Origin of the sequence: Paraburkholderia polaris (genome assembly GCF_012927345.1) — a bacterium.
Classification (GTDB): Bacteria; Pseudomonadota; Gammaproteobacteria; order Burkholderiales; family Burkholderiaceae; genus Paraburkholderia; species Paraburkholderia polaris.
Map to the genome: position 1 here is coordinate 17,490 of NZ_JABBGJ010000064.1, position 24,416 is coordinate 41,905.

A 24,416-nucleotide genomic window follows, 5' to 3' on the forward strand; every position below is an offset into this window, starting at 1 on the left:
CCTGTCAGGCAGGCGATACAACCGGTGTCTGTGGACGGCCTTCTTTTTTGGCTTCAATGTGAGGGCAGGCCTTTTCAGGCGGCCTGCATTTCAAACAGGATCAGGCCGCCTTGATCGCCAAAGGGTTTTAGAACGGCCCGAACTGGTGTGCCGGGCGTCGGCAGCGTGCCAGGCTCATTGACCAGATTGCTATACAGCATGGGGCCTTCCTTCAGATGCACCAGCACTACGGTGTACGGGACTGCGGCGACCAGTTCCTTGAAATAGGCACGGTGAAACCGGCATGCGGTTACGATCACGCCTTCGCCCGACAAAGTGACCGACTCGTATTCGCTGGACAGGCACGCTGCGCATCGGTCCGCCGGCAGCAGGCGGACTTCACCGCATTGTCTGCACTTCTGTCCAACCAGCCGGCCGCCTCGAATGCATGACCAGAATGCACGATCTCCTTCCTGCACCGGCGGGGTGGGCCGCAACTCTTCAATCATGTTCTGCTCCGGACCGGGTATTTGCGCTACGAACGCGTTTACAGACCAGCAATCGTTGAGGTCGGTTCAAGGCGCTGCGCACGCTTTGGACTCCGCGCCTGAGGCAAGCCTCGAGGCAGAGTTGTTAGAGGAGAGAATAGGTTTTCGATGCGCGCTGTTCAATCCGCGTTCGGGGCATATGATATATAACCAAATGTATCAGTCGAGCAGCAGTTCCGATAACGCGTCCGATCAGGCTCACAGGCGGGTCGTGATTGCCGTGATCGCAGTATTTAGCGGTTCGCCGTAGCCGCGCGTGTGATCTTCAGCGATAAATGGCGGGAAAATTCCAGCGCTATTTGTCGCTATGTGACACCGATTACGAGGGTGCTGCGCGCGGCCTCGACAACATCCTCGGTAATCACCTTCAGGTCATTGATGCGCAGGATGCGGTCGATCTGCACGAACAGTCGATGGAGCAAACGGAAGTTCCCAGCGGTGATGCGCGCGATTGCTGCAATCGCCTGGCTGTCAGTGAAATCCGCCTGATCCAGGGTGAGGCCGAGTCGCCGCCAATGCCGTGTCAGGACGAAAGACAGTTCGTCGTTTAAGAGCGGGCGATAGTGATGAGCGAATCCCACACGACTGAACAATTGAGGGTAGCGCGCCATACGTTTCTCGATACCCGGCATGCCCACGAGGATGAGGCCAATATTTGTCCGGTCGAACAGATCGCGAGCATATTCAAGGGCCGAGGTTGATAGGCGCTCGGCCTCATCAACGATTAACAACTCGATGCCTGCGGCATCTCGATCGCAGTGACCTTTCTTTGCAGCTTGATTGGCCTCTTCAATGCAAATGCTCGCTCGGCTGCTGAGCAGCTTGACCTCTTTGCGAAACTCGTTCAACGGACCGCTTACAGTGGGCGTGTAAAAAATGGTGCGCGCGCGGGCCACTGCCGAATAGACTTTGGCGTCGGATGGGTCACGTGGCCCCCACGAAAGGAGCAACGGCTCGGCCAGGTCCCAATGGGCATAACGACGAGCAGAGTTTTACCGATGCCGGCAGCTCCATAACACAGGCCAATGTAGCGGTGACGGCGCACAGTGTCTGCAAATTCCGTAAATCGCCGGTGCTCTTTCGTAACGATGAAGTTTTGGGCTCGACGGCCAGCGGAACTGGTCGTCATGATTTGTCTTCCCTGTAGGTATGCAGCTTCACATGGCGCTTGCGATGCTCGACCTCGGGTTGGCGATCAGATTCTCGGGCACGGTCAGGCAGGAAATCGACGACCCGAGTGATCCGCTCATTGATCTGGCTTCGCAGCGACCTTCGATGGTTGGTGCGGGCGGTTTGAATGTCTTTGAGCGTGACGGTCTCGGCTTCGTGTTCGGGGCTTACCGCACGGCAGAGGAAGCGGTTCCGATGAAACACCCGTATTTCGGCCAGATCGCGAGGGTCATACCGGATCGTGATCGGTTCGCCAACGTAAGCCGCAAGCGTCGGGGCAAGATAGCGCAGGCCCTGGAAGTGGATGCCGTCGCGATGGATGACGCGGGACTTCGCCACCATCACCAGCAGCATGTCCAAGTCCTCAAGACTATCGGGCATTCGGGGCAGCCAGCCATTGCCAACCCATGACCGAATTGGCGTCGTACCGGTTTCACTATGCACGCGCGTGTTGTAGGTTCCGATGATAAAAGCGCCGACTGCTGCGTCCAGCTCGGACAGCGATAATTTCGGTGGTGTGGCGGGCTTGCCGCCTCTCAGGTGTCCCGGAAGCTCGGGCAGAAGCTCCGTGTTCAACGTGCCGAATAGCCGCTCCACTTTGCCCCGACCTTGCGGCCGGGCGACAGCCGAGTACACGATTTGGAAGTGCAGGTCCGCTGCAACCTGTTCAAGATGAGTGCTGGTGAAATCGCTGCCGTGATCGATATAGAGCACGTCAGGGATGCCGCTAACGGGCCATTGCGAATCCGACTTTCTCCAGATCGCCTGCCGCAAAGCGAGCGACGTTTGTAATGATGAAGGCGCGCCGAGAAACACCATGTATCCAGCGACGGCCCGCGAATGATCGTCAATGACAGTTGTCAGCCAGGGGCGGACAGGCGCGCCATTCGAGTCGAGGATCAGGATGTCGAATTCGGTGTGATCGGCCTGCCAGATCGCATTCGGGATCTCGGCGCGGTGCCGATAAACCATCTCGAATCGGTTGCGAAATGCGGCGTGACCTTCGTGCGCGAGCGTGACAAGTGCCGGGTCCAGTGCGGCGACGATCGAGTGAATACTGCTGTAAGACGGTGGCGACCATCCCTGCTGTTGTGCGACTTCGACTATGCGGCGATGAAGCGTCGCCGCCGATGGTCGGGGTTTTCGCAGCGCCATGCCTTCGATCAGGCCGACCATCTCAGCGCTTAATTTCCGCGATCCGCGATCGGATCGTGCCGACCGGGCGAGGCCCACCAGTCCGCCGCCCAGGTATCGGGTGAGCCAGCGCTCGGCGGTTCGGATCGAGATATCGGCGTCGGCCGCTGCTCGTGACAGGGGAACACCATCTTCAAGATGCGGCCTGAGCACAGCGAACCGGGTCATCGACTCTTTAAGCCGGACGGCCGCTAATCCGGTCAGATCGGATTTGCCTCCACTGCCTGAAGTCATGTTGAACACTCCATGCTGAACCGGATGCCGCCTCGCCAATGTGTCCGTAAGAGGATCGTTCAACGGACACTCAACACCCACGGCGCGAGCTGATGGAAATCGCGGCTCTGAGCGTCTCACTTAGATGGTACGATGAATTTATCATTCAACGGCCCTTTAACGTACACTTTCTGCATGACGAAGACACTCATCGGCTACGCTCGCTGTTCCACCGACAAACAGGATCTGAGCGCCCAACAGTGCGCGCTCGTCGAACTCGGCGTCGCGCCAGATCGGATCTATACGGATCGTGGATTGACCGGCACCAACCGGTCGCGGCCAGGGCTGGATCAGGCCCTGGCCGCCGTTCGTCGCGGTGACACACTCGTTGTCCCGAAACTCGATCGGCTAGCCCGGTCGGTACCGGATGCCCGTGATATTGCTGATTCCCTGATCGCACGCGGTGTGAAACTAGCCCTTGGTTCAAGCGTGTACGACCCGACTGACCCGATGGGCAAAATGTTTTTCAACATCCTTGCCACCTTCGCCGAGTTCGAAGCCGACCTGATTCGTATGCGCACGCGCGAGGGAATGGCTATCGCGCGCGCCAAAGGTAAACTTCGGGGGAAGCAGCCCAAACTCTCCCTCAAACAACAGAAAGAGTTGCGCCGGATGCATGACGGCGGCAACCATTCCATCAGTGACCTGGCCGAGCTGTTTTCGGTTTCGCGTCCGACCGTATACCGAACTCTCGCTCGGCAACCAGGCAGCGCATAGCGCGCAGAAGTCACCGTCATTTATGGAGAAATTGCAGCCATGGTGCCCACCATATATCGCAGGTTTCGCGATATATGCGACACGGAGCTGCGCGCTCGGCGCCTGCCTGAAAGGCACAGACCGGCCACGAAGAGTCACTGAATGGGGTTTCGGGAACGGCCGACAATCGTTCAGTAACCGCCTCTTGAAATTCCGGTGACGTCGGGGTTGACGGGAGCAATTGTTCCGATCAACTTTCGCAAACTGACTTCGGCCAGACAAAAGTAGCAATCGGCGGCGCATGTGAAAATGTCGTCGTAGGTAATGGCGCCCCTCCTGTCGAATCACGTTTCGGCTTGACGTTGTGAGGCCGCGGCGTGATCGGCTGACCGGTCACGTATCCCGGGGGACGGTCGCAGGCGCGCTGCTTTGGCAGAGCGAGCAGCGCTCATCGGCAAGACAACCTTGCGTCCGCCCGGCTTTCGAGCGAAACGGCCAAGGGCAATGTCATTTCCCTGCCGGCGCAATGTCTGCCGATTTAACGTTGTCACGCGGCGCTACTCGCCAGACAGCGTTGCCCACGTCGTCAGCGACGAGCAATGCCCCGTGCGCGTCCAGCGCCACGCCGACGGGTCGACCAACGGCGTGGCCGTCAGCCGTCAGAAAACCGCTCAGGAAATCCTCAGGTGCGCCGACAGGTTTCCCATCCACAAATGCCACGAACACGACCTTGTAACCGGTGCGCGGCTTGCGATTCCATGAGCCGTGCTGGCCGACAAATGCGCCGCCCCGGTAATGCGGTGGGAACAACGTCTGGTCGTAAAAGACAAGACCTAGCGACGCCGTGTGATTGCCGAGGGCATAGTCGGGCGCGATGGCCTTCGCAACCATATCGGGGCGTTGAGGTTTGACGCGAGTGTCGATGTGCCGGCCGTAGTAGCTGTATGGGAAGCCATAGAACGCGCCCTCTTTTACTGCTGTCATGTAGTCGGGCACAAGGTCGTTGCCGAGGTCGTCCCGCTCGTTCACGGTCGTCCACAAGGCGCCGCTCTCCGGTTGCCATGAGAGGCCGTTGGCATTGCGCAATCCTGTTGCATAGGGCCGCAAGCGGCCGCTTTCCACGTCGAACTCGAGGATTCGCGCTCGGCCTTCTTCGGCGTCGACTCCATTTTCCCCAGCGTTGCTGTTCGATCCCACCGTGATATACAGATGTTTGCCGGAGCGGTCGGCGAGGATATTTTTTGTCCAGTGATGGTTGATCGGGCCCGCCGGTAAGTCGGCAACCTTGACACCGGGGCTTGCGATCGAGGTAGCCCCTGTCACGTAGTCGAAACGCAGCAGGGCGTCCGTATCGGCAACGTAGAGTTGATTGCCAATCAGCGCCATTCCGAACGGCGAGTGCAGGCCACGGAGAAACACAGTTTGCATTTGAGCGACTCCGCTGCCGTTCGCATCGCGCAAGAGCACGATGCGATCAGGGCTCGGCACACCGGCGCCTGCGCGCAGCATGACCTGCCGCCTGATCCAGCCGAATATGCCACTTCCTTCATCGTGTTCTTTAGGCGCGTCGCTTTCCGCCACCAGTACGTCACCGTTGGGCAACGTGTAAAGCCAGCGCGGATGTGCGAGCCCACTGGCGAATTCGGTGACAGCAAAACCGCGGGGAGCGGTGGGCAGAGAACCGGCAGCGCGCGCCTGGACGGGCGCGATGTTGACCATTGGAATCAAGGTCGATTGCGGAGCCGGTATGGCGGGCGACGCGCCGAAGCCCGTATCGCTTGAACTTGATGGCCCGATCGCGCAGGAGGCCAGCGGCAAAACCAGTGCAACAGCCAGACGATTCAACAGGCGCATGTGGGTTACCAGCGATGAGCGTTGGTTAATGATGTTTGGGAGGAATAGCAAGAAACCGGCCTGAGACGTTGCGCACCAAGCTGCAAACTGCTCCATGGCTTCGATCGAAAGACCTCGGCTGCCCGGCTTTCTGGTCTTGTTGGACGTTACCTTGGCGGCTGTAACGAAACAACAGCGGCTCGAACGTCTGGAGGAACGCGGGCGCATTGGCGCACCGTCTGCGCGCGGCCGAGTTGCCTGCTTTTATCCTTCAGACGTAGCACAACAAGGCAACGCGATAATGCGGACATCATCTAGGAAGTAGATTGAGTAAGGCATTGCCTATTCCTTCCATGGTCTCGCCGGCCCCTTTCGCGACACCGGCCGCGCTGGCGCCGAGCGCATTCGCGAAGCCAGCAGCCAGGTGCTCGCTCAGGCTTTCGTTCAGCGAAAATTTCGGATCGCGCACGTTGCCGTCCAGTTCAAATTTCAATCTGATTTGCCCTTGGTGGTCCGTCAGCGCGGCAACCGCGGCCTTGCCAGGAATCGAGAGGAGCTTGTCAACTGGATTCCCGTTGCTGTTCTCGGCCAGCTGAAAATGGTTCAACGTCAACGTCCCCGGCGCATGTATATGGTAATTGCGAACTGCTGCATCAAGTGTCAGATCGATCGTGCTACTTCGTGCTTTCCCTTTCGAACTGGCCTCTTTCGGCAGGTACGGATCGAGTTCGGAAATATCCACATTGCGCAGGGTGGCGTGCGTCTGCGAATCACTACTGGCAATCTTGATCCAGCCTGCGACCGACACGCCCCCTGTGTGCGATGGGCCCTTGATCAAGCCGGTCAGGTCAAACGTGGACGTGTCCGTGAGGTCGGGGAAATGCAGATGGTCGATCGTTGCGCGCACATCCGTAATCAGGATTCGATAGGCCGGCTTCTGCACTGTCTGATCGAAGAACTCGATCGTTCCGTGCCCCAGTGCGACGTGGTCGATGAGCTTGTCGCCGCTTGCGCGCGTGGCGGCTGCTACGGATTGGCCATTGGCTTCTCGCGCCGACTGGCTCAGGTTGGCCAGCAGACGCATGTGACCGTCTGCCGACCGTACAGCCGAGAGGTAATAGCCCTCGGCTCTAACATTGAGAACGTGGACCCGATCTGACAGAAGCGCACGCATGTCGAGGTCGAACACGACGCGCTCGGCCCGAAAAACGTCAGCCGCCGGCCAGTTTTGCGACGCTCGCAGATGGACGCGTGTAAGCGTAATGCGGTTGAAGCTGACGTCGATGCGCTCGGCAGTCCCGAGTGGGCCGAGCATTTCCAGAACTCGCTGCTTCAGTTCATGAACGACGAAGAGCCAACCGCCCATACCCGCAAGCACGATCATGGCGATCGTTCCACCGACTCGGAATATCGTCCGTCCGCTTTTCGATCCGGACATGTCGTGTTCTCCTTGTCGCGCCGAGCGGGGTGGCCGATGCGATAATTGGCGCAATTTTTATGCCTTCGTTTTCTATCAATTAGCGGTACCGTGGGTCCCACATTCTGGCGAAGCCCTTAAGACACCTAGCCATTCCGCTTTCGCTCGCGACGCGCTGTCGGGGGGGCATTGGGGCACGGCTTTCACGTTCGTCGCAATCGCGTGGTAGGCGTCGGTCGACCTGGCAGCAGCGATGGTCAGCTTGCCGCTGGTGTTGCATATCTGGGCAGGCTGATCGTGAAGACGCACCCGATGCCAGGTAAGTCCCGAACGCTCAGAACCCCGTTATTTGCCTCGACGCTACGTCGTGCGATCGAAAGTCCTAGGCCCAGACCTGTTCTGTCCTCGCCATTCTGGGTGAAGGGCAGGAACATCCGTTCCGCATTCCCGGGCGGAAGACCTCCGCAGTGATCCTTCACGTCGATCAGGATGCGATCCGACACGGCGTACGCGTCCAGCGTTACCTCGCTGTGAGGATGCGTGAACTTGAAAGCGTTCTGCATCAGGTTGCCTAACGCAGCATAAATCTGGTCACGGTCCCCGCTGACGGCCAGTCGTGGGTCCACGGCGGACACCGTCAATTCGCAGCCACAGACCTGGGCCGCAAGTTCAGCGGCACGTTTGACTTCCGCGATAAAGGCGGCAACCGGAAACATTCTGGTTTGCGCGGAAATGCCAGATGACGCCCGAACCTCTTCCAGCGAATGGGCGATCAGATCGCGCAGTCCGTCCAGGCTTCGTTCGAGCACCGCCCCGGTCGCGCCGGACAGACTTAGATTTCCGGTTTTGGCGGCGGCGAACGCAAGCGTGGCAGTCTGAAGAAAGTTGCGCAGCTCGTGCGCGAAGAATCCGAGCTGTTCATGCAGCTCAATCGCCTGCCTGTCTGCCGCGGCAAAATCGCGCTGGTAGCTGAACTCGGTGACCGCATCGGCAATGGCATTGTCCAGGCAGCGGTTAAGGGTTCGAAACTCGTCTACCAGAAACGGCGCATCGCGCTCGTACGCGAGGTCTGTAATGGCCTGGCACAGGTCCCCGTAGTCGTGGACGACCTGGTCAACCGAGAACCCGAGCTTCAACAACTCCCGCCCGTGCTGCGCCGCTGACTCGCCGATTTCGGATAAAGACGCCCCGCCCCCCGAGGGACCTGAAATCTTGCGGCTGTCCAGGGGCTCCGACGTCTGTTCCATTCGAAGCGTCCTGATGAGCTGATCCAGGAACAGCGGCACACCGTTCTGAAGCTGCTGCGCGGTTGCCCCGCGCGCGGGCCTCTGTGCCACCTTCGCCCGACACCGTTCTATCAGTGCATTGCGGTTGCTTGCCAGAAAAACGTGCATCATGAGGCGCCCCCTGGATGTTGGTTTCGTCTTTCTATGAGTGGCGCCAGCGGCACAGCCGCGCTACCCACGGCGACGTGGAATTTGCTCACTGGCACGTGTCGGCCAACGATGTCGAAGCACCATGGCGTGGCGCTCACGTTCAGAAAAACGATGGGCCGGCTTCCTGGGACCGCGATACACGCCTGCCGCGACAAATGCCCTTGACGCCCGACATGTGAGACCGCAGTCCCTTTCAAGTAATAACTACCGCTATAGACCATATTACGCGCTCTGCACGTTCGGGTATTTTTTTCGGCGAATGCGGGGCGAGTGGCCTGTCGTACCCGTGAGGAACCCCACTGAGCCCTCCATGCCGCGGCGGCATGGCTTAGGCGCACATTCACCGGACGCAGCCAGGCGAGCCCCCGCACCACTTGTGGCCGGTCACCGCTAGTCGCATAGTTCGCATACGGACCCGGCAAGCTGCTACCGATGCCAAAAACGAGGATCGCCTCACAGCAATTTCGCGATTGCATCACGCGCATCGACGGCGAAAATTCTGCCCCCTTGAATGTGACTGCGATCGATCTCAAAATTCGGGTCAGCGATGTCGCCGGGAGGAATCGTTTCTGCAATCGAATGGCCAACAGTGACAGCGTGCCGCAGATGGCCGATCTGGGTCGCCAGGTCCTGCTGGACAACGTCCCAAAGTGGGAAAGACGCGAGCATTGCCCGAAGCTCGGTCCATTCGCCAGTGACACCGAGATGCATGTAGTCACGCATACCGGAATCCGTTTTCATCGCTTCGGCCAGGTGTTCGAGCAGGGCGGCAATGCTGATCAAGCCCTGTAGACTCGACTGATCGCGACCGAAACATGCGTAAACTTTCCGAATCCGCCATGAGATCGGGTACTCGAGTTCCTGTTGCCTTCCCTTTTCCGGGCTGATCCAGGTGTCGCCGGCTCCGATGGAGCGGGCGATTGTCTATACGTTGCGGTGAGATAGTCAGGATGGCTTCGGCAACCTGCTTCTCATGGAGTCTTTATCGGCCGCGATCTCATACGCCACTTCACTGGCCGCTCGATTTCCCAATTTCGGCTTTGTCGCTGCAGTGTTTCTACGACACTACGGTGGTAGCCGCTGGTCCGCAGTGTCGGCTTTCAAGAACTAGCAGACGTCCCAATACCGCACCACAACGGCCATTCGAGCCGGTAGGTCGAATGTCGGCGATGGGCCGTGAACTGCCCTTAGATCATCGCGTCGAAGCCGTCCACGGCACACTCGTTATCGGCGTCACATCGCGCTCGAACTTCCCCGCCATGTATCGCTGGAAGTCGCAGATCTAGCCGAGCTGTTTTCGGTTTCCCGCCCAACCGTGTACCGAACTCTCGCTCATCAGCCAGAATGGACATAGCGCGGCCTCGATAGGTCATTGCCCCCGACCTCTACGTCAGGCGAGTTCGCCGGACTTAACTGACTTCCCTGTTCCATTGCTCCCCACACCCCGTGACTTCGCGAGCCGGTAACGCGGTGGTTGATGGACGATGGCTTTCACGGGACGGCAGGTTTCATGCCAATAAAAGCACGATCGTTCAATTGTTGTTAATTAACATTATGTCAAATTGAATGCGACGCGGCACGTCTCGCGGACAATTCATGCGGGAAATAAAAAAGGGCCCGAAGGCCCTTTTTCTACTTCGACTCGGCTTTGCGCCATTCCGGCAACTCGGGAAGACGGCGCTTCCCGGGATTGCGGGCGGCTGCCCGCAGCTTCGCCTTGCCGTCCTTTGTCAATGCGGGAATGGACGCGAGCGACAGCCGCACGCCCTTGCGCGTGCCCGCAGCAGCGACATCCGGCTGCGCCTTCGATTTCAGGGCATGGCTCATATCAACTCCTTCTCGTCGAGATAGTCTAGCAGCTTTTGCCAGCTGGTACTTTCCTCGCGGAGGTCAAACTCCATCAGCCGCTGACTCCCGTTTGCGCTCCACCAAGCCGCGTCGCGGGCAATGACGTCCTGCACCGTACGGCACGTTACGAGGTGCGGCACTCCAGCCGTCTCACCGTCAAAGAGTTCCGCGTCAAACCCGACCTTCGGCCAGTAACGGTAACCGATCATCTGTGCATTGTAGCCGCGACCACCTCCAGCGATCAGCGAGATCGAAGCGAAGCCGAGGTTGTGTGCAGTCATTGCGCACAGCGCAAATGAAATGGTGCCCAGGAAATGCGGCGCGTCATCGGCGAGATAATGATGATCGACGTGCAGCCCTTGCAGGTAGTCCGTTTCGCCACCTGGCGCCAGATTGCCCTCATTGGGTTGAGGCTCCTCCAGATTCTCGACGAAAAGTCCCTGCTCAGCTTCGTCAATCCGGATCAGTCCAATGCGATTCTTGTGACCTTGATGAATGACCTGCCGGTTCACTGACGTAAAGTAGATGCCGGGCGGAGACATGTCGGGACCGAAGTCCAACTGGTTCTGCGCGTGAACCCGACCTCCGTCGAAAATCATCAGGAGGCGGGCAAACTCCTCGCTCTGGAGGACCCGGCCTTCGACGAATTCTATGGGTTCTCCGGTAGCAAAGTCGTCACCGTCCAGCCGGAAGGTTCCCGACAACCAGCGACGGGCGGTTTCCGTCTGCACCAGCGCACCGTAGGCTCGCTCCAGGTATTGGCGAAAGAATGGTGTAAGAGATATGGGCATCTTGTACAAAAAGGAGCAGCTCCCGCCGGGCCGCGCACGTGCATTCCAGGTTCGTTCACGCAGCGGTCAGGCTTCCCGATTCTGGCCAACGCATTTTCGATTGAGCTCGCCGTGGTTTCGCTGAAGAAAATCCCGGCTGCCACACGTCGCGTGGCGGCAGCGACAGGCCCCTGACGCCGGCCGCTTCAGCGCCGCGCGTGCGTCGGAACCGTACCACGCCACCCCGCTCGATGGCGAGTATCGCGCAGCGATTCCCGTCTTGCCGTGCCAACAGGTCATGGCGCCGGAGACTGAAAAGCCGCAACAGCTCGCCGCGGAACTCAGAGATGTCTAGGACATGCTGCGCGCAAGCGCCTCCTTCGCAGTCTCTGCTTGCCGCGTGGGGGGCAGGCCTGGTTTGTTTCGATTGCTCGACTCCCGGTCCTGCGCACCTTCGTTTTCGCTTCGCGCAGCCCATCCTGACTCGCGCTATCGGACGAAAGGCCCGACGGGAGTTCGTCGCCCTTGCCAACGAATTCGATCGGATTATGTTCGTTACCGCCCCTTATCCCGCGCGACCCAGCGCTAAGGTCACTCTGCAACAGTGGGGCACGCCCGGCATGACGTGCTCTCTGGTGGTTGCAATCAGCCAAAAGCCGGTATAGATTCACCAGTCCTGTGTTTTTATACAGTATTTCGGGAGGCATCGATGGAGCATCTGGTCAGGGTCCATAACCGTCGGTTTGCATAAAACTGTTCCCGCTTCTTGCAGAAACCTGTTCATCCTAGCCTCTAGGCGTGAAACAAGCGCCCCGCGCTACCAAAAGCTCAACCTCCCCCTCACCGCACGGGGTAACCTCAAGCAGGAGCGCTTTCATCGGAATTCAAAATCGGCAACGTGCGGGAGGCGTCAGGAAAGTTACAAGATTGCCTCAAACGCTCGTCGGAGGAACCATTTTTTTTGCAAAGCTTCCTGAACCAAACTTGTTCCCGGCGCCTCTGCGAGCCCCACTTCGACTGGCCGCACGCAGGAACAGATTTATGCAAACCAACGGCGGCGAGCCAGAGCTAACAACTGTCCAGAAGCCGGTCTGCTTCTTACGCACATTTGCGTTGCGCGCAACAGGAATCGTTGATACCATGCGCCGCAATATGTCCCTCACCTCTGGGCCCGGTGAAAACCGGCAACTCATGTGGGGGATTTCCTTTTGTAGCTTCATACAAGCCGCCATGGTAGCAGTGCCACAGCCGCCGTATTCCCCGCTGAAGCTACATCTTCCTTACGCCGAACAAATCAGCCTGCTCAAGCGCAGAAACTTGGGGATCAACGACGAAGGTGCCGCGCTTGCTATATTGCAGCGAATCGGCTATTACCGCTTGGTCGGCTACTGGTTCCCATAGCGCAAGCCCGATCCGAACAACGGCGCGGCATGCCTGGACGATTTCCAGGATGGCGCGACGTTCCGGCTGGCCGTTGACTTCTACGACTTCGACCGCGCCCTGCGCTTGCTCGTGTTGGATGCCATTGAGCGCATTGAAGTTGCCGTCCGGGTAGACGTGGCGCATCTCCTTGGCAGGCGTCACCGCCTCGCCCACGAATGCGCGGTTCTGCTGGACGCTCGCTTTCAACACGCGGAACGGTTGAAGCGATACAACGACGGCGTGCAAAAGAAGGCCAAAGAAGACTTCGTCGCGCATCATATCCAGCGGTACGCTGGCAGGATGCCAATTTGGGTAGCCACCGAGACGTGGGATTTCGGGCTGCTTTCGAAGTTCTACGCGGGCATGAAGTACGGGGATCAAGGGCGCATCGCGCAATGCTATGGCGTCGACGGTCCGACGCTGGAATCTCGGTTGCGCGCATTGAACTTCGTGCGCAACGTCTCAGCACACCACTCTCGGCTTTGAAATCGGAACAGGCACACGCCATCCCCAGCTTTCGAGCGAGTCTACGGATAGAGTATGGGTCAGCACGAAGCCACACAGTGCCCCCGCAAGTGCTGAGGCGCCCTGACTTGCCATTTGCCAACTGACCAGATAGCCACGCGTACCTGGAGCGGCTGACTCCATCAGGAACGTAGTTGAGACCCCGACCTCACCACCCGCCGAGAAACCCTGAAGCAGGCGGGCACCCAGAATCAGAAGCGGCGCGGCAAGACCGATCTGCGCGTAGGTCGGCGTCAGGCCAATGATAGCTGTGCCAAGCGCCATCAATAGTATGGTTGGCATCATCGCAGCCTTGCGGCCCCGACGATCGGCGTAGGCACCGAGCACAATGCCGCCAATCGGCCGTATCACAAAGCCGACCCCAAAGGTTGCGAATGACAGGAGAAGCGAGCCATGCCGGCCGTCAACCGGGAAAAAAAGTTTGCCAATAAGTGCGGCAAAAAAACTGTATACCGTGAAATCGAATATTTCGAGGGCATTGCCTAGCGCTGTTGCCACGATGACCCGCCGTTGCATGGCTGCATTGGCCGCGCCGACGGGTACCTCTACGTACGGTAGTGCATCGGTAGAACAGGGAGTCTTCATATGAAACCTGGAGATCGCGCTGGAGCGGCGCCCATATAGAGGGCGCTGACTCAGCGTGGGATTGTTGTGTTCGAGTTCAGAACTTGTGATACATGCCGAGAGATACGGTCAACGGTGTCGTACCCTGCTCAGGGGCTGCGGAGCCCGGTTGTGTGGGTAGCGGCGTTCCGTTCAGGATGACGGATGAAATACCGTAGTTCCGGATCAAACCCGCACGGGCATACAATCCGGTGCGCTTTGACAGGTTGTAGTCGTAACCAAGCATCACACCCAGCGCCGAATCTTTTGCCGGTAGCCCTGCGTCGTCACGAACACCGGAGGTGTCGCGATAGACGAACGACGCTCGCAGCGCATGAGGCCCAAATGGCAGAATTCCCCCCAACATATACGAACGCGCAATACCGTTGCCCGCGAGATGCGGCGCCACCTGATCGAACGCGGCCGACAACACAAATGTGCCGACATCGTAGATAGCCGAAACGCCATATATGTCGTTACGCACGGTTTGCGTTCCTGACGCCGTCGCAACAGGCGTGCTCCACACCTGGTTATAAGCCGCCGCAAGATACAGAGAGGCGTTCGTCCATGAGGCTACGACACCTTCATTCAAAGCATACGGGGCGACGCCCTGTGTACCGTTGAATGCATACAGGAATGTGGCTCCCAGGCCTGCGACGCGAGGGGTCGTCCAGCTTACTGCATTGCTCTCGCGGACCAGCACCTGGCTCGACCCTGGCCCAAGGTCGGCGTTGTAGCCGATACCCTTTCTAGTCTGAACCGCGCCGCCAGCGAGCCAGGTCACGACGGAGTTGGTGACGACCTCTCCATACGGGTCGGCCACGTCCGGCAGGTTTGCGCTCGGCTGACGTCCAACGCGCAGATCACCCCATGTCGTCGAACTAAGGCCGACCCACGCCTCACGATCAAACAACGTCTGGCTCATCTCCAGACTTCCGTTGTTAAGCTCGAAGCCGCTTTCCAGGTTGAATACGGCCTTCAGACCGCCGCCCAGATCTTCCCGACCAAAAAAACCGAACTGCGATGTATGCACGCCACCACTCTGCATCTGCCAGAGCGATTTTCCCCCAACGCTCTGGTAATTGAGGCCCACGTCGACGACACCATAGAGCGAAATACCATTGCTCAGGAGAGCGGTGTTGTATTGCGGTAACGTGGACAAGTTGGATTGGATAAACGAGTCTGCGTAAGCCGCGTGAGAGAACCATACGATCCCCGCAACACAGACGGTCTTTATATATTTCATCTCAGGTCTTGATTCTAGTAGGGAGTCTGCAGCTGACGTCAGGCGGTCAGATACTGTTCGACCAGGCGGGCCCAATAGCTGACGCCGACCGGCAACGCTTCATCGTTAAAGTCATAACCCGGGTTATGAATCATGCAGCTGCCATGGCCCTTCGCGCCATTGCCGAGTGCGACATAGCAGCCGGGTACTTTATCGAGCATCCATGAGAAGTCTTCGCTGCCCATTCTTCCAGGGGGTACCGGCAAGATGTTTTCAGCACCCACCACCGCTGTAATTACCTCCCGGGCCAACGCGGTTTCTTTCGGCGTATTCACCAGGACGCCCGAGATCGCCTTGTAGTTGATTTCCGCATCGACACCCAGGCTGCGAGCCTGGAACTCGACGATCTCACGCAGGCGTGATTCGATCAGCGTCTGAACCGCTCTGTTGAGGGTTCGCACCGTGACGAGGATTTTTGCCGTCGACGGCACGACGTTATGAGCGGTGCCAGCCTGGATTGCACCCACGGTTACGACCGCCGCGTCTGCCGTCGAGATGTTTCGCGAGACAATGGTCTGAAGCGCCATGACAATGCTTGCGGCTGCTACGACCGGGTCCCGCGCAAAGTGCGGCATGGCGCCGTGACTGCCCTTGCCCGTCAGCGTGATCGTTACCGAGTCTGACGAAGCCGCCACGGCCCCGCTTTGCACGACAAATTGCCCAACGGGCAATCCGGGCGCGTTATGGAGGGCGTATACCCCGTCGCAAGGAAACCGCTCGAACAGGCCGTCCGCGATCATCCGCAGCGCCCCGCCCAGACCCTCTTCAGCTGGTTGAAAAATAAGGTTCAAGGTGCCCCTGAACCGACGTGTACGCGCCAGGTAGTGGGCAGCCGCCAACAGAATCGCGGTATGACCATCATGACCGCATGCGTGCATCTTGCCGTGCACCTGACTGGCATAAGGTAGCCCGGTATTCTCGATGATCGGCAACGCGTCCATGTCAGCGCGGATGCCGATCCTGCGTGAGCCATCGCCGACCTTCAGTTGCCCGACCACGCCGGTACCGCCCACGCCTTCGGTTACGTCATATCCCCACTCCTGCAGCTTCTGCGCAACTAGCTGACTCGTTTCGGTCTCTTCGAAACCGAGTTCAGGACGGGAATGAATACGCTGACGCAATTCGACAAATTCCGCCATGTGCTCGCGGATATCAGGATGAATATCTACAGTTCGGGACAACGCCAGCTCCTCAGACAGGTTTGCAATGTCGCGCTGAATCAGACACAGCGCGGATCGAAGGGCAGTCTAAGGCTGTGGATATGAACAAAAAAATGATAAAGTATGATGCCTATAACCAAGGGTTATAGAATTGTGTGGGAGACTTGCGGACATGAAACTCCATCAACTCCGTGCACTGGTAGCGGTCGCAGATCAGGGCAGCATCATCGGAGCATCGCGGGCGCTATTTGTCAGTCAACCGGCTATTACCAAAGCCATTCGCGAACTCGAGTCTGATATCGGCATTACGCTTCTTGCCCGCAGCGTGAGCGGCGTGACGCTGACGTCCACTGGAGCTTCTCTGTTACGACGTGCACGCCTGATCGTTGGCGAGTTCGCACGGGCCGAGGAGCAGATGGCGATGGAGCGCGGTGCGCTTGAAGGGACTGTCACGGTTGGCGTGACGCCGATAAGCGCGCTAACCCTGCTGCCGGGTGCTTATGAGCGGTTTCGGCAGGACATGCCACACATCAGGGTGCGTTTCCTGGAACAACCACCTTCGACGTTGCTCGACAGCCTGCGCCAAGGTACGCTCGACTTTGCGCTAGCCACGTCTTCAGAAGTCGTCTCTGATCCGTCTATCCAATGCGTCGAAATAGCGACGTTCCCGATGGCATTTGCAGTGCGGCAAAACGGTCTGCTGGCGGATGCAACATCATTGAAAGATCTGTGCGACGCCGAGTGGCTATATTCGGACACTACCAGTGCGTATCCAGCGTACCTCGCTGAATTGTTCGGACAGCACGGCTTGCCAGCGCCGCGCCGCATGACCCTCTGTACATCTCAAGCGCTTCTTTACAGCCTCGCGGCCACGGTTGATGCGGTCGTTGCGTGGTCGTCTCACGCGCTTGGCTCTGTCAATGTGCGCGGACAGTTCTGCAAGCTCGAATTCATACAAACATCGCGCGACTCGAAACTGCGACTTATGCAACGCGAAAGCGCGATCCTCACGCGCCCGTCTGAGTATTTCATTCGTTGCATCACGGACGCAGCGAATGCGTGAGGCCCCGCGGCGACGTTCGCGAGGCGTGACGCAAAGTTGGCCATCGTGACTCAGCCTGTAGCCATTCCGGTTCAAGCCGAATGGCACAAACCAACCTGCGCATAGTTCGAAATTGAAACGTCCGTTAGCACATGACCTCGGCCATCCGCTAATGGACACGGAATGATGATCATATAGCCGGCCTCCTCGCCGCGGTTATGCGACGAGGGTTAAAGTCAGTTTGCGAGACGCACTTTGACCCTGCGGAGACCGACATGAACTATTGTGGCATAGACCTTCATTCGAACAACTGCGTCGTGATCGTCAGCGACGATAGCGACCGCATCGTGTACCAGAAGCGCCTGCCAAACGAGCTTGCGCAGCTTGCGGCGGCGCTTGAGCCGTACCAGCACGAACTGACGGGTGTGGTCGTAGAGAGCACGTACAACTGGTACTGGCTGGTGGACGGACTGATGGATTCAGGTTACCGGGTCCACCTGGCCCACCCCGCCGCCATCAGGAAATACGACGGACTCAAGCACAGCGGAGATTTCGCCGACGCGGCGTATCTGGCGCAGTTGCTGAGGCTCGGGTTGCTGCCCGAGGGCTATGTCTATCCGCGCGAGAACCGTGCGCCAACGTGCTGCCCGGCGATGTGCTCATGCATCTGATCAGTCCGTGCGTTAATCCGTCCATCGGCGTAGCACCTTTCCGCAACGGTATCGAACTTGCACGCCTGTGCCGCGTACTCCGACTCCCTGAAGGCACGTTGCGGACATCTTTGCTTGATGCAGCAGTTCCCGCGCGGCCTTCCCCGGCTTTCCGATATTGCAGACTGTGCGCTGCGCATGGCTACCACAGCGTGCTATATCAACTTGAGGATGACGTAGGCCAAATTAAATGTGTCACCGACGGAGCCTCGAAATATCGGGCCGATGCGCCGTTGAAGTGACATTTTTGCTTACAGTCCGAACGAAATAAAAGCGTCAATTCGCATAAGTCCGTATTAAATTCGTCACCTCGCCTCCTACACTTCGAATCCCGTCCGTAAGGCCCTGACTTATGGAAAATTCTCTGTATATTCCGGAGCCAGTCGCGCTCGCCCGTCCACGCGGCGGTCACCGGCTCGAAGCATTCAGCCCGAAGCTTGCGCGCCGCGTCATGTTTTACCGGCGTCCGCTGCTCGACCAATGGCTGCTCCTTGAGACGAATCCCAAAGTGATTGCGTTTTGCGAACGCCCAGGCTATGTGATGATCAACGGGTCCCGTCGTCTCGCTGACTTCTGGGTCCATTACGTCGATCTGCGAGAATTAGTTATCCTCATAGAATCTGAAATTGATGGATCGGTTACAGCATTCCCCTGCGACGATGAGGAAAACGAGTTACTGATCCGGTTTGTCGCGCCGGCTGAACTAGCCGCTGCGCGTGTATGGCTCGACAACTGGCAGCGGATGCTCCCCTACCTTGTCACCAACCGCGGTCTCATTCCGTCAACGCTGTCCGGAACGATCGCCCGTTTCCTGAAGCAATCTCAACGATTGCTCGATATCGAGCGGGAATTCTCGTCCACCGATCCTGTTCTGGTTCGCGCTGCCTTGTTTGGTCTGCTTCATGACGGCCGGGTCAGCTCACACGAGCTTCAAACGCAACCCCTGTCCCTGCTCACCCCATTCGTGGCTACGGAGGCAACCTTATGAATCGCCGCAAACCAGATCTGCAGGCGATCGACGTTAGCGCCTGGCCCACTGTCGCCTATACCGAGTTTGACCAGGCGACGAGGAACATGTTCGAGAAGCGCCAACAGGCCATATTGCGCTACGTCGCCGGGGAATCGATCAGGGAAATTGAGAAGTCCGCCGGTATCAATCGCCGTCAACTGTACCGCTGGCTCGAACGCGCGCAGGAACAGCATCCTGACGGGCGTCCTTTCGGCTTTCGGGGACTTATCCGCTACATACGCATCGCAGAGTATGAGCGAGTGCGCGACGTACAGGTACACGGCGAACGCGGCAGTCGAGGCGCCGCTGGCGCTCTGGCGCAACTCTTTGAACGCTATCCGGCGCTTGCAGGGTGGCTGCTTCTTCAGGTCAAACGTCGCAGGGTACTGCTTGAGCAGATACATACCGACGGTCACTTACGAACTCGCCTGCGCGGTCTGCAATCTCTACACGATGACTTCCTGCACCAATGTCGGTCGGTAGGGTTGACGGCAGGTGACTATCCGTTCAACACAGCCGACCGTGCACTCCGTTCGCTGTCACGACGCTTAAAGGTGGAGATGTTGCGCACGTTCGGGACGGCGGCCCGCTCAGCCGGAGCGTCGCACCTCAAGGGCTTGCCTCGCCTCGACGCAGCAGGTACGCCCGCGGCGACGCGTCCGTATCAGGTCGTCGAATTCGACGGCCACCGGCTCGACATCCGGCTCAAGGTTGTCGTACGCGATCCACTCGGCTTTGCACACGAGTTCGAGATGGAGAGGGTTTGGCTCCTTGCAATCATAGACGTGTGTACGCGCGCCGTGCTCGGTTTCCACATCGCGTTAGCCAGAGAATACAGCCGCTACGACGTCATCAAGACAATCGAGAATGCACTCGAACCTCATCACGCGCGGGCGTTCACGATAGCTGGCCTCGCCCGTGGAACGCAGGACGGCTTTCCGTCGGAGCGCCTACCCGAACTGGCGTATGCAACCTGGGAATGGATGAAGCTCGACAACGCGAAGGCAAATCTCGCGAATGAGACCTTGACGGCGCTATGCGAGTTCGTTGGCTGCGTGGCTGACGCCGGACCGAAATACAGTCCCGACGAACGGCCTTATATCGAGCGGTTCTTCGGCACGATCGCCAGTCGCCTCTCATCTCGGTTACCCGGCTACACCGGTTCTCATCCACGAGACCTGCGTCGGGCACTCGCTGATCCTAAAGGCGACCTGCGCCTCTACGTCTCCCTTGACGAATTGGGTGAACTGGTTGAGTACGCCATCTCAAGTTACAACGGTACGCCCCACACCGGCCTCAACAACGCGACGCCGCTGGAAGCCATGGAGTACTTCGTGCGTGGCAGGCAAACGCTGCTGGCGTGGCTCGCTGAACAGCGTCGCCGAACGCTCTGTCTGATGCAATCGGCAAGGCAGTGCCGCGTTCGGGCCTATATCGGGCAGGGTGTGCGTCCGCACATCAACCTTTACCGCGTCCGTTACACAAACCGTGTGCTTGCTGCCAGTACGCATCTGATCGGCCAGCGTCTGCTGATCTACATGAACGCGGACGATCTTCGCTCCGTACGGGCCTTTCTCGCGGATGGCACGGAGTTGGGCGTACTTGACGCTCAGGGCGCGTGGCAGTTGGTGCCGCACAACCTCAAGCTACGTCAGGAGATCTGCAAACAGTCAGGCAAGCGCCAGCGATTCTCTGACGCCGGCATGAATCCGATCGAAGCCTACGTTCAGGAGAAGTTCACACAGGCGAAGAAGACGCGCAAGGCGGCGACCGATCTTGCCCGTACGAAGCAGTCGCTGGCGTCGGCATCGACCGTACGCACGCCGCTCGGGCCGAGCCGTCCCGCCGAGAGCGAAACTGCAGTTACAGCGCGCACGCAATCATCGACGCAATCGCAAACCGACGGGCTCGCCTCACTTCCGCCACCCACGCCGGTGCGTCCACGAAAGCTCTCGATTGGTACCGGCCAAGTCTTTTAACTTCTTCATTTTAGGGAGTGTGTCATGTCGCTTAAGATACCGCGTCCGGTCGATCCATCGCTGCATCCACTCGTCACTGGCAATTACCGTCTCGCTACACCCGCGATCGAAGGCTTCTACGAACTCGTCACGCGCTGTCTTCGCTATCGGATCATGGGTGCGCTCATCTATGGCCCGTCGCGGGTTGGCAAGACCCGCGCCATCGAATACGTGCGGCTTCTACTCGCACGCGAATACCCGAAGATCACCACGTACCATGCGCAGTGCGAGCACAAGCCGCGGCACGCCGAGGGCCCGTTCTTCGCAACGCTGCTTGAGGCGGTCGGCGACACTTGTCCGAATGCCGGCACAACGTCGACCAAACGAACGCGACTCTCGTTGCGCATTCGCGAGGCTGCCGCCAGGGCCGGAAGTGGCACCGTGATCCTGTTCTGCGACGAGGCGCAGAGACTGAATGACCACGAGTACGAATGGCTGCGGGACGTGCACGACGCGCTCGATCGTCAGCAAATCAAACTTTTCACGTTTCTCGTTGGACAGGAGGAACTGCTTGCACAGAAGACGGCACTCCAGGTTGCGCACAAGACGCAGATTGTCGCGCGTCTCATGGTCGAAGAACTTGCCTTCTCCGGCATCCGCAACGCCGAGGATGTCGCAACGTGCCTTAATGGTTACGACCAGACCGCCTATCCCGAGCGGACCCCTTGGAGCTTCACGCGCTTCTATGTGCCTCAGTCCTTCGACGCCGGCTATCGACTGACCAGCGACGCCACCGTTCTGTGGCAGGCGTTCGAGGCCGCACACCACAAGGCGAGCTTGCCAGGGATCCTGGACTTGCCCATGGAATCATTCGCACGCGCTGTCGAGATCGTGCTCAAGGACAGCGAGCTCAAGGACGCACCAGGCTACTGCCCCGACGCGGCTTTGTGGACTCACTCGGTACGTCACTGCGGTTACGTTCAGTCTCGACATGCCACCGGACGCGTGCTTGCGACGGCGTAACCCGGCGGCGCTTAAGCCGCCTCGTTTCCCGATTCTGGCGTTTGACGAGCGCGAACTCCGTCTGGCGCTCGGGAGCGTCTTCAATCTCAAATGGCTAGTACCGGGAGAATCACTGGTCTCGATTCTGTGGAAGTTCGGCTGCGCAAACGCACTCGCTGCCGATTTCCTTGTTCAACTGATAGACCCCGATATTGACCCGTCTGTAGGCGTGGCTCCTGTGCGCGAGGTCGTCAACCTCATGCGCCTTCGTCGTCTGTTGCGCCTGCCCGAGAACGTGCTGCACGCATCGCTGCTCGACGCGGCGGTCCCTGGTCGCTACCACCCCGCTTTCCGGTATTGCCGACAGTGCGCGGCACATGGCTACCACAGTGTGCTGTATCAACTCAACGATGAAGACCGTTGTCCTGCGCATCGGCAATCGCTCGAAACGCGATGCCTGCACTGTGGGGAAGAGACGCCCTACATCGTCAACACCAGCCTCGTCGAAGCACCGTTCCGATGCGTCTCGTGCCACTCGCACTTCAGCTACGGGCGCCTTTCGCTACTTTCGACAACCCCGGCAATGCGCAGGCGGGACCGCGCTGCCATCAGTCATCGATTGCGTGTTCGCTCGGACGACAATATGGACGTCCCTCGTCCTGAGCAACGTCCACGGTCGCCGGCTGACGACTTACGCGCCATGAGGCGGTGACACTTTTAATTCGCGTCCGACAACCTGTTGAATTCTCGTGATTTTTCTCGCCGCCGGCGCTGCATTTAGGCGAATTGACAGATTTACTAGCGAACTTGTGACAGATTTATTTCGGTCTACGCATAACGGCCAACCAGCCGTTTGGCGAATGGGACAAGGTTTTCCCCGACCGGGCCATGACGGTGGCCGCTGTCGACCGGCTGGTCCATCACTCGACCATCTTTGAGCTGAACGTCGAAAGCTACCGTCGCCGTACTGCCCTGCAGCGCAAGCAGCAGGGACCTGGACGCCCGGCCAGTCGAGCGACACCAAAGAACGTTGGCGTGCCACCGACACAGGAGGATCAGCACGGCATCGACCTCACCGAATGACCCGCTGTTCTCATCCTGATTGACGCGCGGCTCGCAGGCAAAGCTAGCCGGCGTCAATCAACCCCGGATTCACCTTCCACGCCACCACATTCTTATCTGATTGTCGTGCAGCCAGAATACCTGCGGCGTCACCATTACACAGCAATCCTCATCGACTGATCGCTTCAGCTTGATTGTCGCGCGACACCCACTCGCCCGCGTCAATCAACGCCGCACGTCAATCAATAAACGCTTGCCAGCGTCAATCAACATCGGCATCATCATTTCTGCCGCGACATTCTCAACTTGATTGTCGCGCGTCTCTCATCCAGATTGTCGCGCCACAAACGGGCGCTGTTTCCCATCCGACTTGGGTATGTACTGCCGCCGGACAGGCAGTGCCCGGTACGCACCACTTTGTACTTGCGCGTGCAGACGCTGAAGGTCGTCCTCCAGCTTCGCTTCGAAGTACCGCCATGTCATGCCGTCCACGCCCGGAGCCGCATTGCGCTTGAGCGCATGGAACGATTCCCTGAGCCGGTCGATCGAGACATGGTGCAGCAGTGTGGTGAACCGCTCCTTCTTCCGCTGCCTTGCAGCTTGCCGTACACGTTCCAGTCCCTGTGGCACGCTTGCCCGGTTCTGCGCCCGGCACGTGTTGGACTGATCCGTGTTCCCCGTGGTCCCCGCCCTTCGCTCCACCTGCTCCGCAGCCGGTTCCCCGGCGTTGTTCGCAGGCTTCATCGCTAATATGGCGGAGTCTGACTTCTCCCGTCCGTTCATCATCGGCTACGGCTCCTCGCCTTCCCGATGCGGACCTGCCCATGCTGCAACAGGCCAGACCGGAGACCTCCCGGTTCCCGAACAAGGAGCGTGCGTGCGTGCCAGGGTCTTCGACCACGCCGAGCCGACGGAGTGCTCGCAATTATCGCGCTCCGTCGTGTTGCCTTCCGCAGTGTCAACGGCGTCGGCGCTCGGGACAATTAAACTATCGCGGCTCAATGGCTGCCCCGCACGTACCCCTGTCAACGCTTCGCCGCATGTCTCGCGACACACTGCGCATGACTCGGGGACAACGTGGTTTGCTAGACCTTCGTTGTAAGAGACTTGCACTCTTTACTTCTTGCCGGTCTCCCGGCGCACTGACACATTTAATGCGGCCTACGCCATCCTAGAATGTGTGCCGGATGCCAACGGCAAATGTGTTGCCGGTGGGGTGGGCGCTCAGCTTGTCGAAAGAGTAAATCGCGTAAATGTCCGTCCGCTTGGACAGAAGATGGTCGTAGCCGAGAGAGGCAGTGTTGCGAAGGCTGTTGGCCGCAGTGGTAGGCCCGGACCGTTGCGTACGCGCCCACTCTGCAAGCAGGAAGTCGGCAGGTGAGAAGGGGATCGACAAACCCGCCTGGTAGGTATGGCTGCCTGTAGGGGTACTGACGTCACTTGTCATCGCCCACGCCCCGTAGAGCGTCACGAC

The 24,416-nt window shown here is 58.9% G+C and carries 19 protein-coding genes and 4 pseudogenes; 9 read left to right on the plus strand and 14 right to left on the minus strand.

Annotated features, from left to right (window positions below; genetic code table 11):
- Positions 1-74: 74 nt before the first annotated feature.
- The 3 genes and pseudogenes from HHL24_RS39305 to HHL24_RS39315 all read right to left on the minus strand — a co-directional run bounded on the left by HHL24_RS39305 (position 75) and on the right by HHL24_RS39315 (position 3,125).
- Positions 75-488 (minus strand): Zn-ribbon domain-containing OB-fold protein, encoded by a 414-nt coding sequence (locus HHL24_RS39305; protein ID WP_169490684.1) that lies wholly within the window; start codon positions 486-488, stop codon positions 75-77.
- A gap of 344 nt (positions 489-832) precedes the next feature.
- Positions 833-1,498, minus strand: a pseudogene (locus HHL24_RS39310) (AAA family ATPase); the annotation flags it as partial.
- A 154-nt stretch (positions 1,499-1,652) separates the two neighbouring features.
- Positions 1,653-3,125, minus strand: coding sequence for a Mu transposase C-terminal domain-containing protein (locus HHL24_RS39315; protein ID WP_169490685.1), 1,473 nt, complete (start codon positions 3,123-3,125; stop codon positions 1,653-1,655).
- Positions 3,126-3,299: 174 nt separating this feature from the next.
- Between HHL24_RS39315 and HHL24_RS39320 the strand changes: the two genes are divergently transcribed.
- The gene (locus HHL24_RS39320) at positions 3,300-3,881 is read left to right on the plus strand and encodes a recombinase family protein (protein ID WP_169490686.1); all 582 of its coding nucleotides are present in this window, start codon (positions 3,300-3,302) and stop codon (positions 3,879-3,881) included.
- 486 nt (positions 3,882-4,367) lie between these two features.
- On the opposite strand, the gene HHL24_RS39325 is transcribed toward HHL24_RS39320, so the two are convergent.
- The 6 genes from HHL24_RS39325 to HHL24_RS39350 form a co-directional block, all read right to left on the minus strand.
- The gene (locus HHL24_RS39325) at positions 4,368-5,714 is read right to left on the minus strand and encodes a PQQ-dependent sugar dehydrogenase (protein ID WP_169490687.1); all 1,347 of its coding nucleotides are present in this window, start codon (positions 5,712-5,714) and stop codon (positions 4,368-4,370) included.
- A 289-nt stretch (positions 5,715-6,003) separates the two neighbouring features.
- Positions 6,004-6,882: a DUF748 domain-containing protein gene (locus HHL24_RS39330; RefSeq protein WP_329606817.1), complete on the minus strand. Its 879-nt coding sequence runs from the start codon at positions 6,880-6,882 to the stop codon at positions 6,004-6,006.
- 485 nt (positions 6,883-7,367) lie between these two features.
- Positions 7,368-8,507 (minus strand): sensor histidine kinase, encoded by a 1,140-nt coding sequence (locus HHL24_RS39335; RefSeq protein WP_206003217.1) that lies wholly within the window; start codon positions 8,505-8,507, stop codon positions 7,368-7,370.
- A 492-nt stretch (positions 8,508-8,999) separates the two neighbouring features.
- Complete coding sequence (locus HHL24_RS39340) at positions 9,000-9,329, minus strand: hypothetical protein (protein WP_169490688.1); 330 nt, start codon at positions 9,327-9,329, stop codon at positions 9,000-9,002.
- Positions 9,330-10,178: 849 nt separating this feature from the next.
- Positions 10,179-10,373, minus strand: a complete 195-nt coding sequence (locus tag HHL24_RS39345) for a hypothetical protein (RefSeq protein WP_169490689.1) — start codon at positions 10,371-10,373, stop codon at positions 10,179-10,181.
- Positions 10,370-11,185: a hypothetical protein gene (locus tag HHL24_RS39350; RefSeq protein ID WP_169490698.1), complete on the minus strand. Its 816-nt coding sequence runs from the start codon at positions 11,183-11,185 to the stop codon at positions 10,370-10,372. The genes HHL24_RS39345 and HHL24_RS39350 overlap by 4 nt, the downstream gene beginning before the upstream one ends.
- Positions 11,186-12,631: 1,446 nt before the next feature.
- Between HHL24_RS39350 and HHL24_RS45225 the strand changes: the two genes are divergently transcribed.
- Positions 12,632-13,072, plus strand: coding sequence for an Abi family protein (locus tag HHL24_RS45225; RefSeq protein ID WP_407947552.1), 441 nt, complete (start codon positions 12,632-12,634; stop codon positions 13,070-13,072).
- Here HHL24_RS45225 and HHL24_RS39360 read toward each other — a convergent pair.
- The 3 genes and pseudogenes from HHL24_RS39360 to HHL24_RS39370 form a co-directional block, all read right to left on the minus strand.
- Positions 13,073-13,696 (minus strand): annotated as a pseudogene (locus HHL24_RS39360) (MFS transporter); the annotation flags it as partial. It lies immediately after the preceding gene.
- Between the two features lie 76 nt (positions 13,697-13,772).
- Positions 13,773-14,960 carry a porin gene (locus HHL24_RS39365; RefSeq protein WP_169490691.1) on the minus strand — a complete coding sequence of 396 codons (1,188 nt, stop codon included), beginning with the start codon at positions 14,958-14,960 and terminating at the stop codon, positions 13,773-13,775.
- A 38-nt stretch (positions 14,961-14,998) separates the two neighbouring features.
- Positions 14,999-16,138, minus strand: coding sequence for a M20 aminoacylase family protein (locus tag HHL24_RS39370; RefSeq protein WP_169490700.1), 1,140 nt, complete (start codon positions 16,136-16,138; stop codon positions 14,999-15,001).
- A 193-nt stretch (positions 16,139-16,331) separates the two neighbouring features.
- Here HHL24_RS39370 and HHL24_RS39375 point away from each other — a divergent pair, with 193 nt between their 5' ends.
- From HHL24_RS39375 to HHL24_RS39405, 7 genes and pseudogenes are all read left to right on the plus strand, one after another.
- Positions 16,332-17,222: a LysR substrate-binding domain-containing protein gene (locus HHL24_RS39375; RefSeq protein WP_169490692.1), complete on the plus strand. Its 891-nt coding sequence runs from the start codon at positions 16,332-16,334 to the stop codon at positions 17,220-17,222.
- A 254-nt stretch (positions 17,223-17,476) separates the two neighbouring features.
- Positions 17,477-17,833 (plus strand): annotated as a pseudogene (locus tag HHL24_RS39380) (IS110 family transposase); the annotation flags it as partial.
- A gap of 430 nt (positions 17,834-18,263) precedes the next feature.
- Complete coding sequence (locus HHL24_RS39385) at positions 18,264-18,899, plus strand: hypothetical protein (RefSeq protein WP_120311689.1); 636 nt, start codon at positions 18,264-18,266, stop codon at positions 18,897-18,899.
- Positions 18,896-20,899, plus strand: a complete 2,004-nt coding sequence (locus tag HHL24_RS39390) for a helix-turn-helix domain-containing protein (protein WP_169490693.1) — start codon at positions 18,896-18,898, stop codon at positions 20,897-20,899. The genes HHL24_RS39385 and HHL24_RS39390 overlap by 4 nt, the downstream gene beginning before the upstream one ends.
- Before the next feature lie 24 nt (positions 20,900-20,923).
- Positions 20,924-21,901: an ATP-binding protein gene (locus tag HHL24_RS39395; protein WP_097275960.1), complete on the plus strand. Its 978-nt coding sequence runs from the start codon at positions 20,924-20,926 to the stop codon at positions 21,899-21,901.
- Entirely contained in the window at positions 21,888-22,592 is a 705-nt protein-coding gene (locus HHL24_RS39400; protein ID WP_206003218.1) for a hypothetical protein, read from the plus strand. The genes HHL24_RS39395 and HHL24_RS39400 overlap by 14 nt, the downstream gene beginning before the upstream one ends.
- Before the next feature lie 116 nt (positions 22,593-22,708).
- A pseudogene (locus HHL24_RS39405) lies at positions 22,709-22,963 on the plus strand (ATP-binding protein); the annotation flags it as partial.
- Between the two features lie 303 nt (positions 22,964-23,266).
- Here the strand turns inward: HHL24_RS39405 and HHL24_RS39410 are convergent.
- Positions 23,267-23,728: a reverse transcriptase family protein gene (locus HHL24_RS39410; protein WP_230417764.1), complete on the minus strand. Its 462-nt coding sequence runs from the start codon at positions 23,726-23,728 to the stop codon at positions 23,267-23,269.
- Between the two features lie 385 nt (positions 23,729-24,113).
- Positions 24,114-24,416: porin (locus tag HHL24_RS39415; RefSeq protein WP_169490694.1), on the minus strand; the 303-nt coding region annotated here is incomplete at its 5' end.

Coding starts and splice junctions, on each gene's coding strand:
- HHL24_RS39390 (WP_169490693.1), top strand. CDS start 18,896: ATGAATCGCCGCAAACCAGATCTGCAGGCGATCGACGTTAGCGCCTGG.
- HHL24_RS39395 (WP_097275960.1), top strand. CDS start 20,924: ATGTCGCTTAAGATACCGCGTCCGGTCGATCCATCGCTGCATCCACTC.
- HHL24_RS39320 (WP_169490686.1), top strand. CDS start 3,300: ATGACGAAGACACTCATCGGCTACGCTCGCTGTTCCACCGACAAACAG.
- HHL24_RS39335 (WP_206003217.1), bottom strand. CDS start 8,507: ATGATGCACGTTTTTCTGGCAAGCAACCGCAATGCACTGATAGAACGG.
- HHL24_RS39305 (WP_169490684.1), bottom strand. CDS start 488: ATGATTGAAGAGTTGCGGCCCACCCCGCCGGTGCAGGAAGGAGATCGT.
- HHL24_RS39375 (WP_169490692.1), top strand. CDS start 16,332: ATGAAACTCCATCAACTCCGTGCACTGGTAGCGGTCGCAGATCAGGGC.
- HHL24_RS39385 (WP_120311689.1), top strand. CDS start 18,264: ATGGAAAATTCTCTGTATATTCCGGAGCCAGTCGCGCTCGCCCGTCCA.
- HHL24_RS39370 (WP_169490700.1), bottom strand. CDS start 16,138: ATGGCGGAATTTGTCGAATTGCGTCAGCGTATTCATTCCCGTCCTGAA.
- HHL24_RS39350 (WP_169490698.1), bottom strand. CDS start 11,185: ATGCCCATATCTCTTACACCATTCTTTCGCCAATACCTGGAGCGAGCC.
- HHL24_RS39345 (WP_169490689.1), bottom strand. CDS start 10,373: ATGAGCCATGCCCTGAAATCGAAGGCGCAGCCGGATGTCGCTGCTGCG.
- HHL24_RS39365 (WP_169490691.1), bottom strand. CDS start 14,960: ATGAAATATATAAAGACCGTCTGTGTTGCGGGGATCGTATGGTTCTCT.
- HHL24_RS39410 (WP_230417764.1), bottom strand. CDS start 23,728: ATGATGAACGGACGGGAGAAGTCAGACTCCGCCATATTAGCGATGAAG.
- HHL24_RS39315 (WP_169490685.1), bottom strand. CDS start 3,125: ATGACTTCAGGCAGTGGAGGCAAATCCGATCTGACCGGATTAGCGGCC.
- HHL24_RS39325 (WP_169490687.1), bottom strand. CDS start 5,714: ATGCGCCTGTTGAATCGTCTGGCTGTTGCACTGGTTTTGCCGCTGGCC.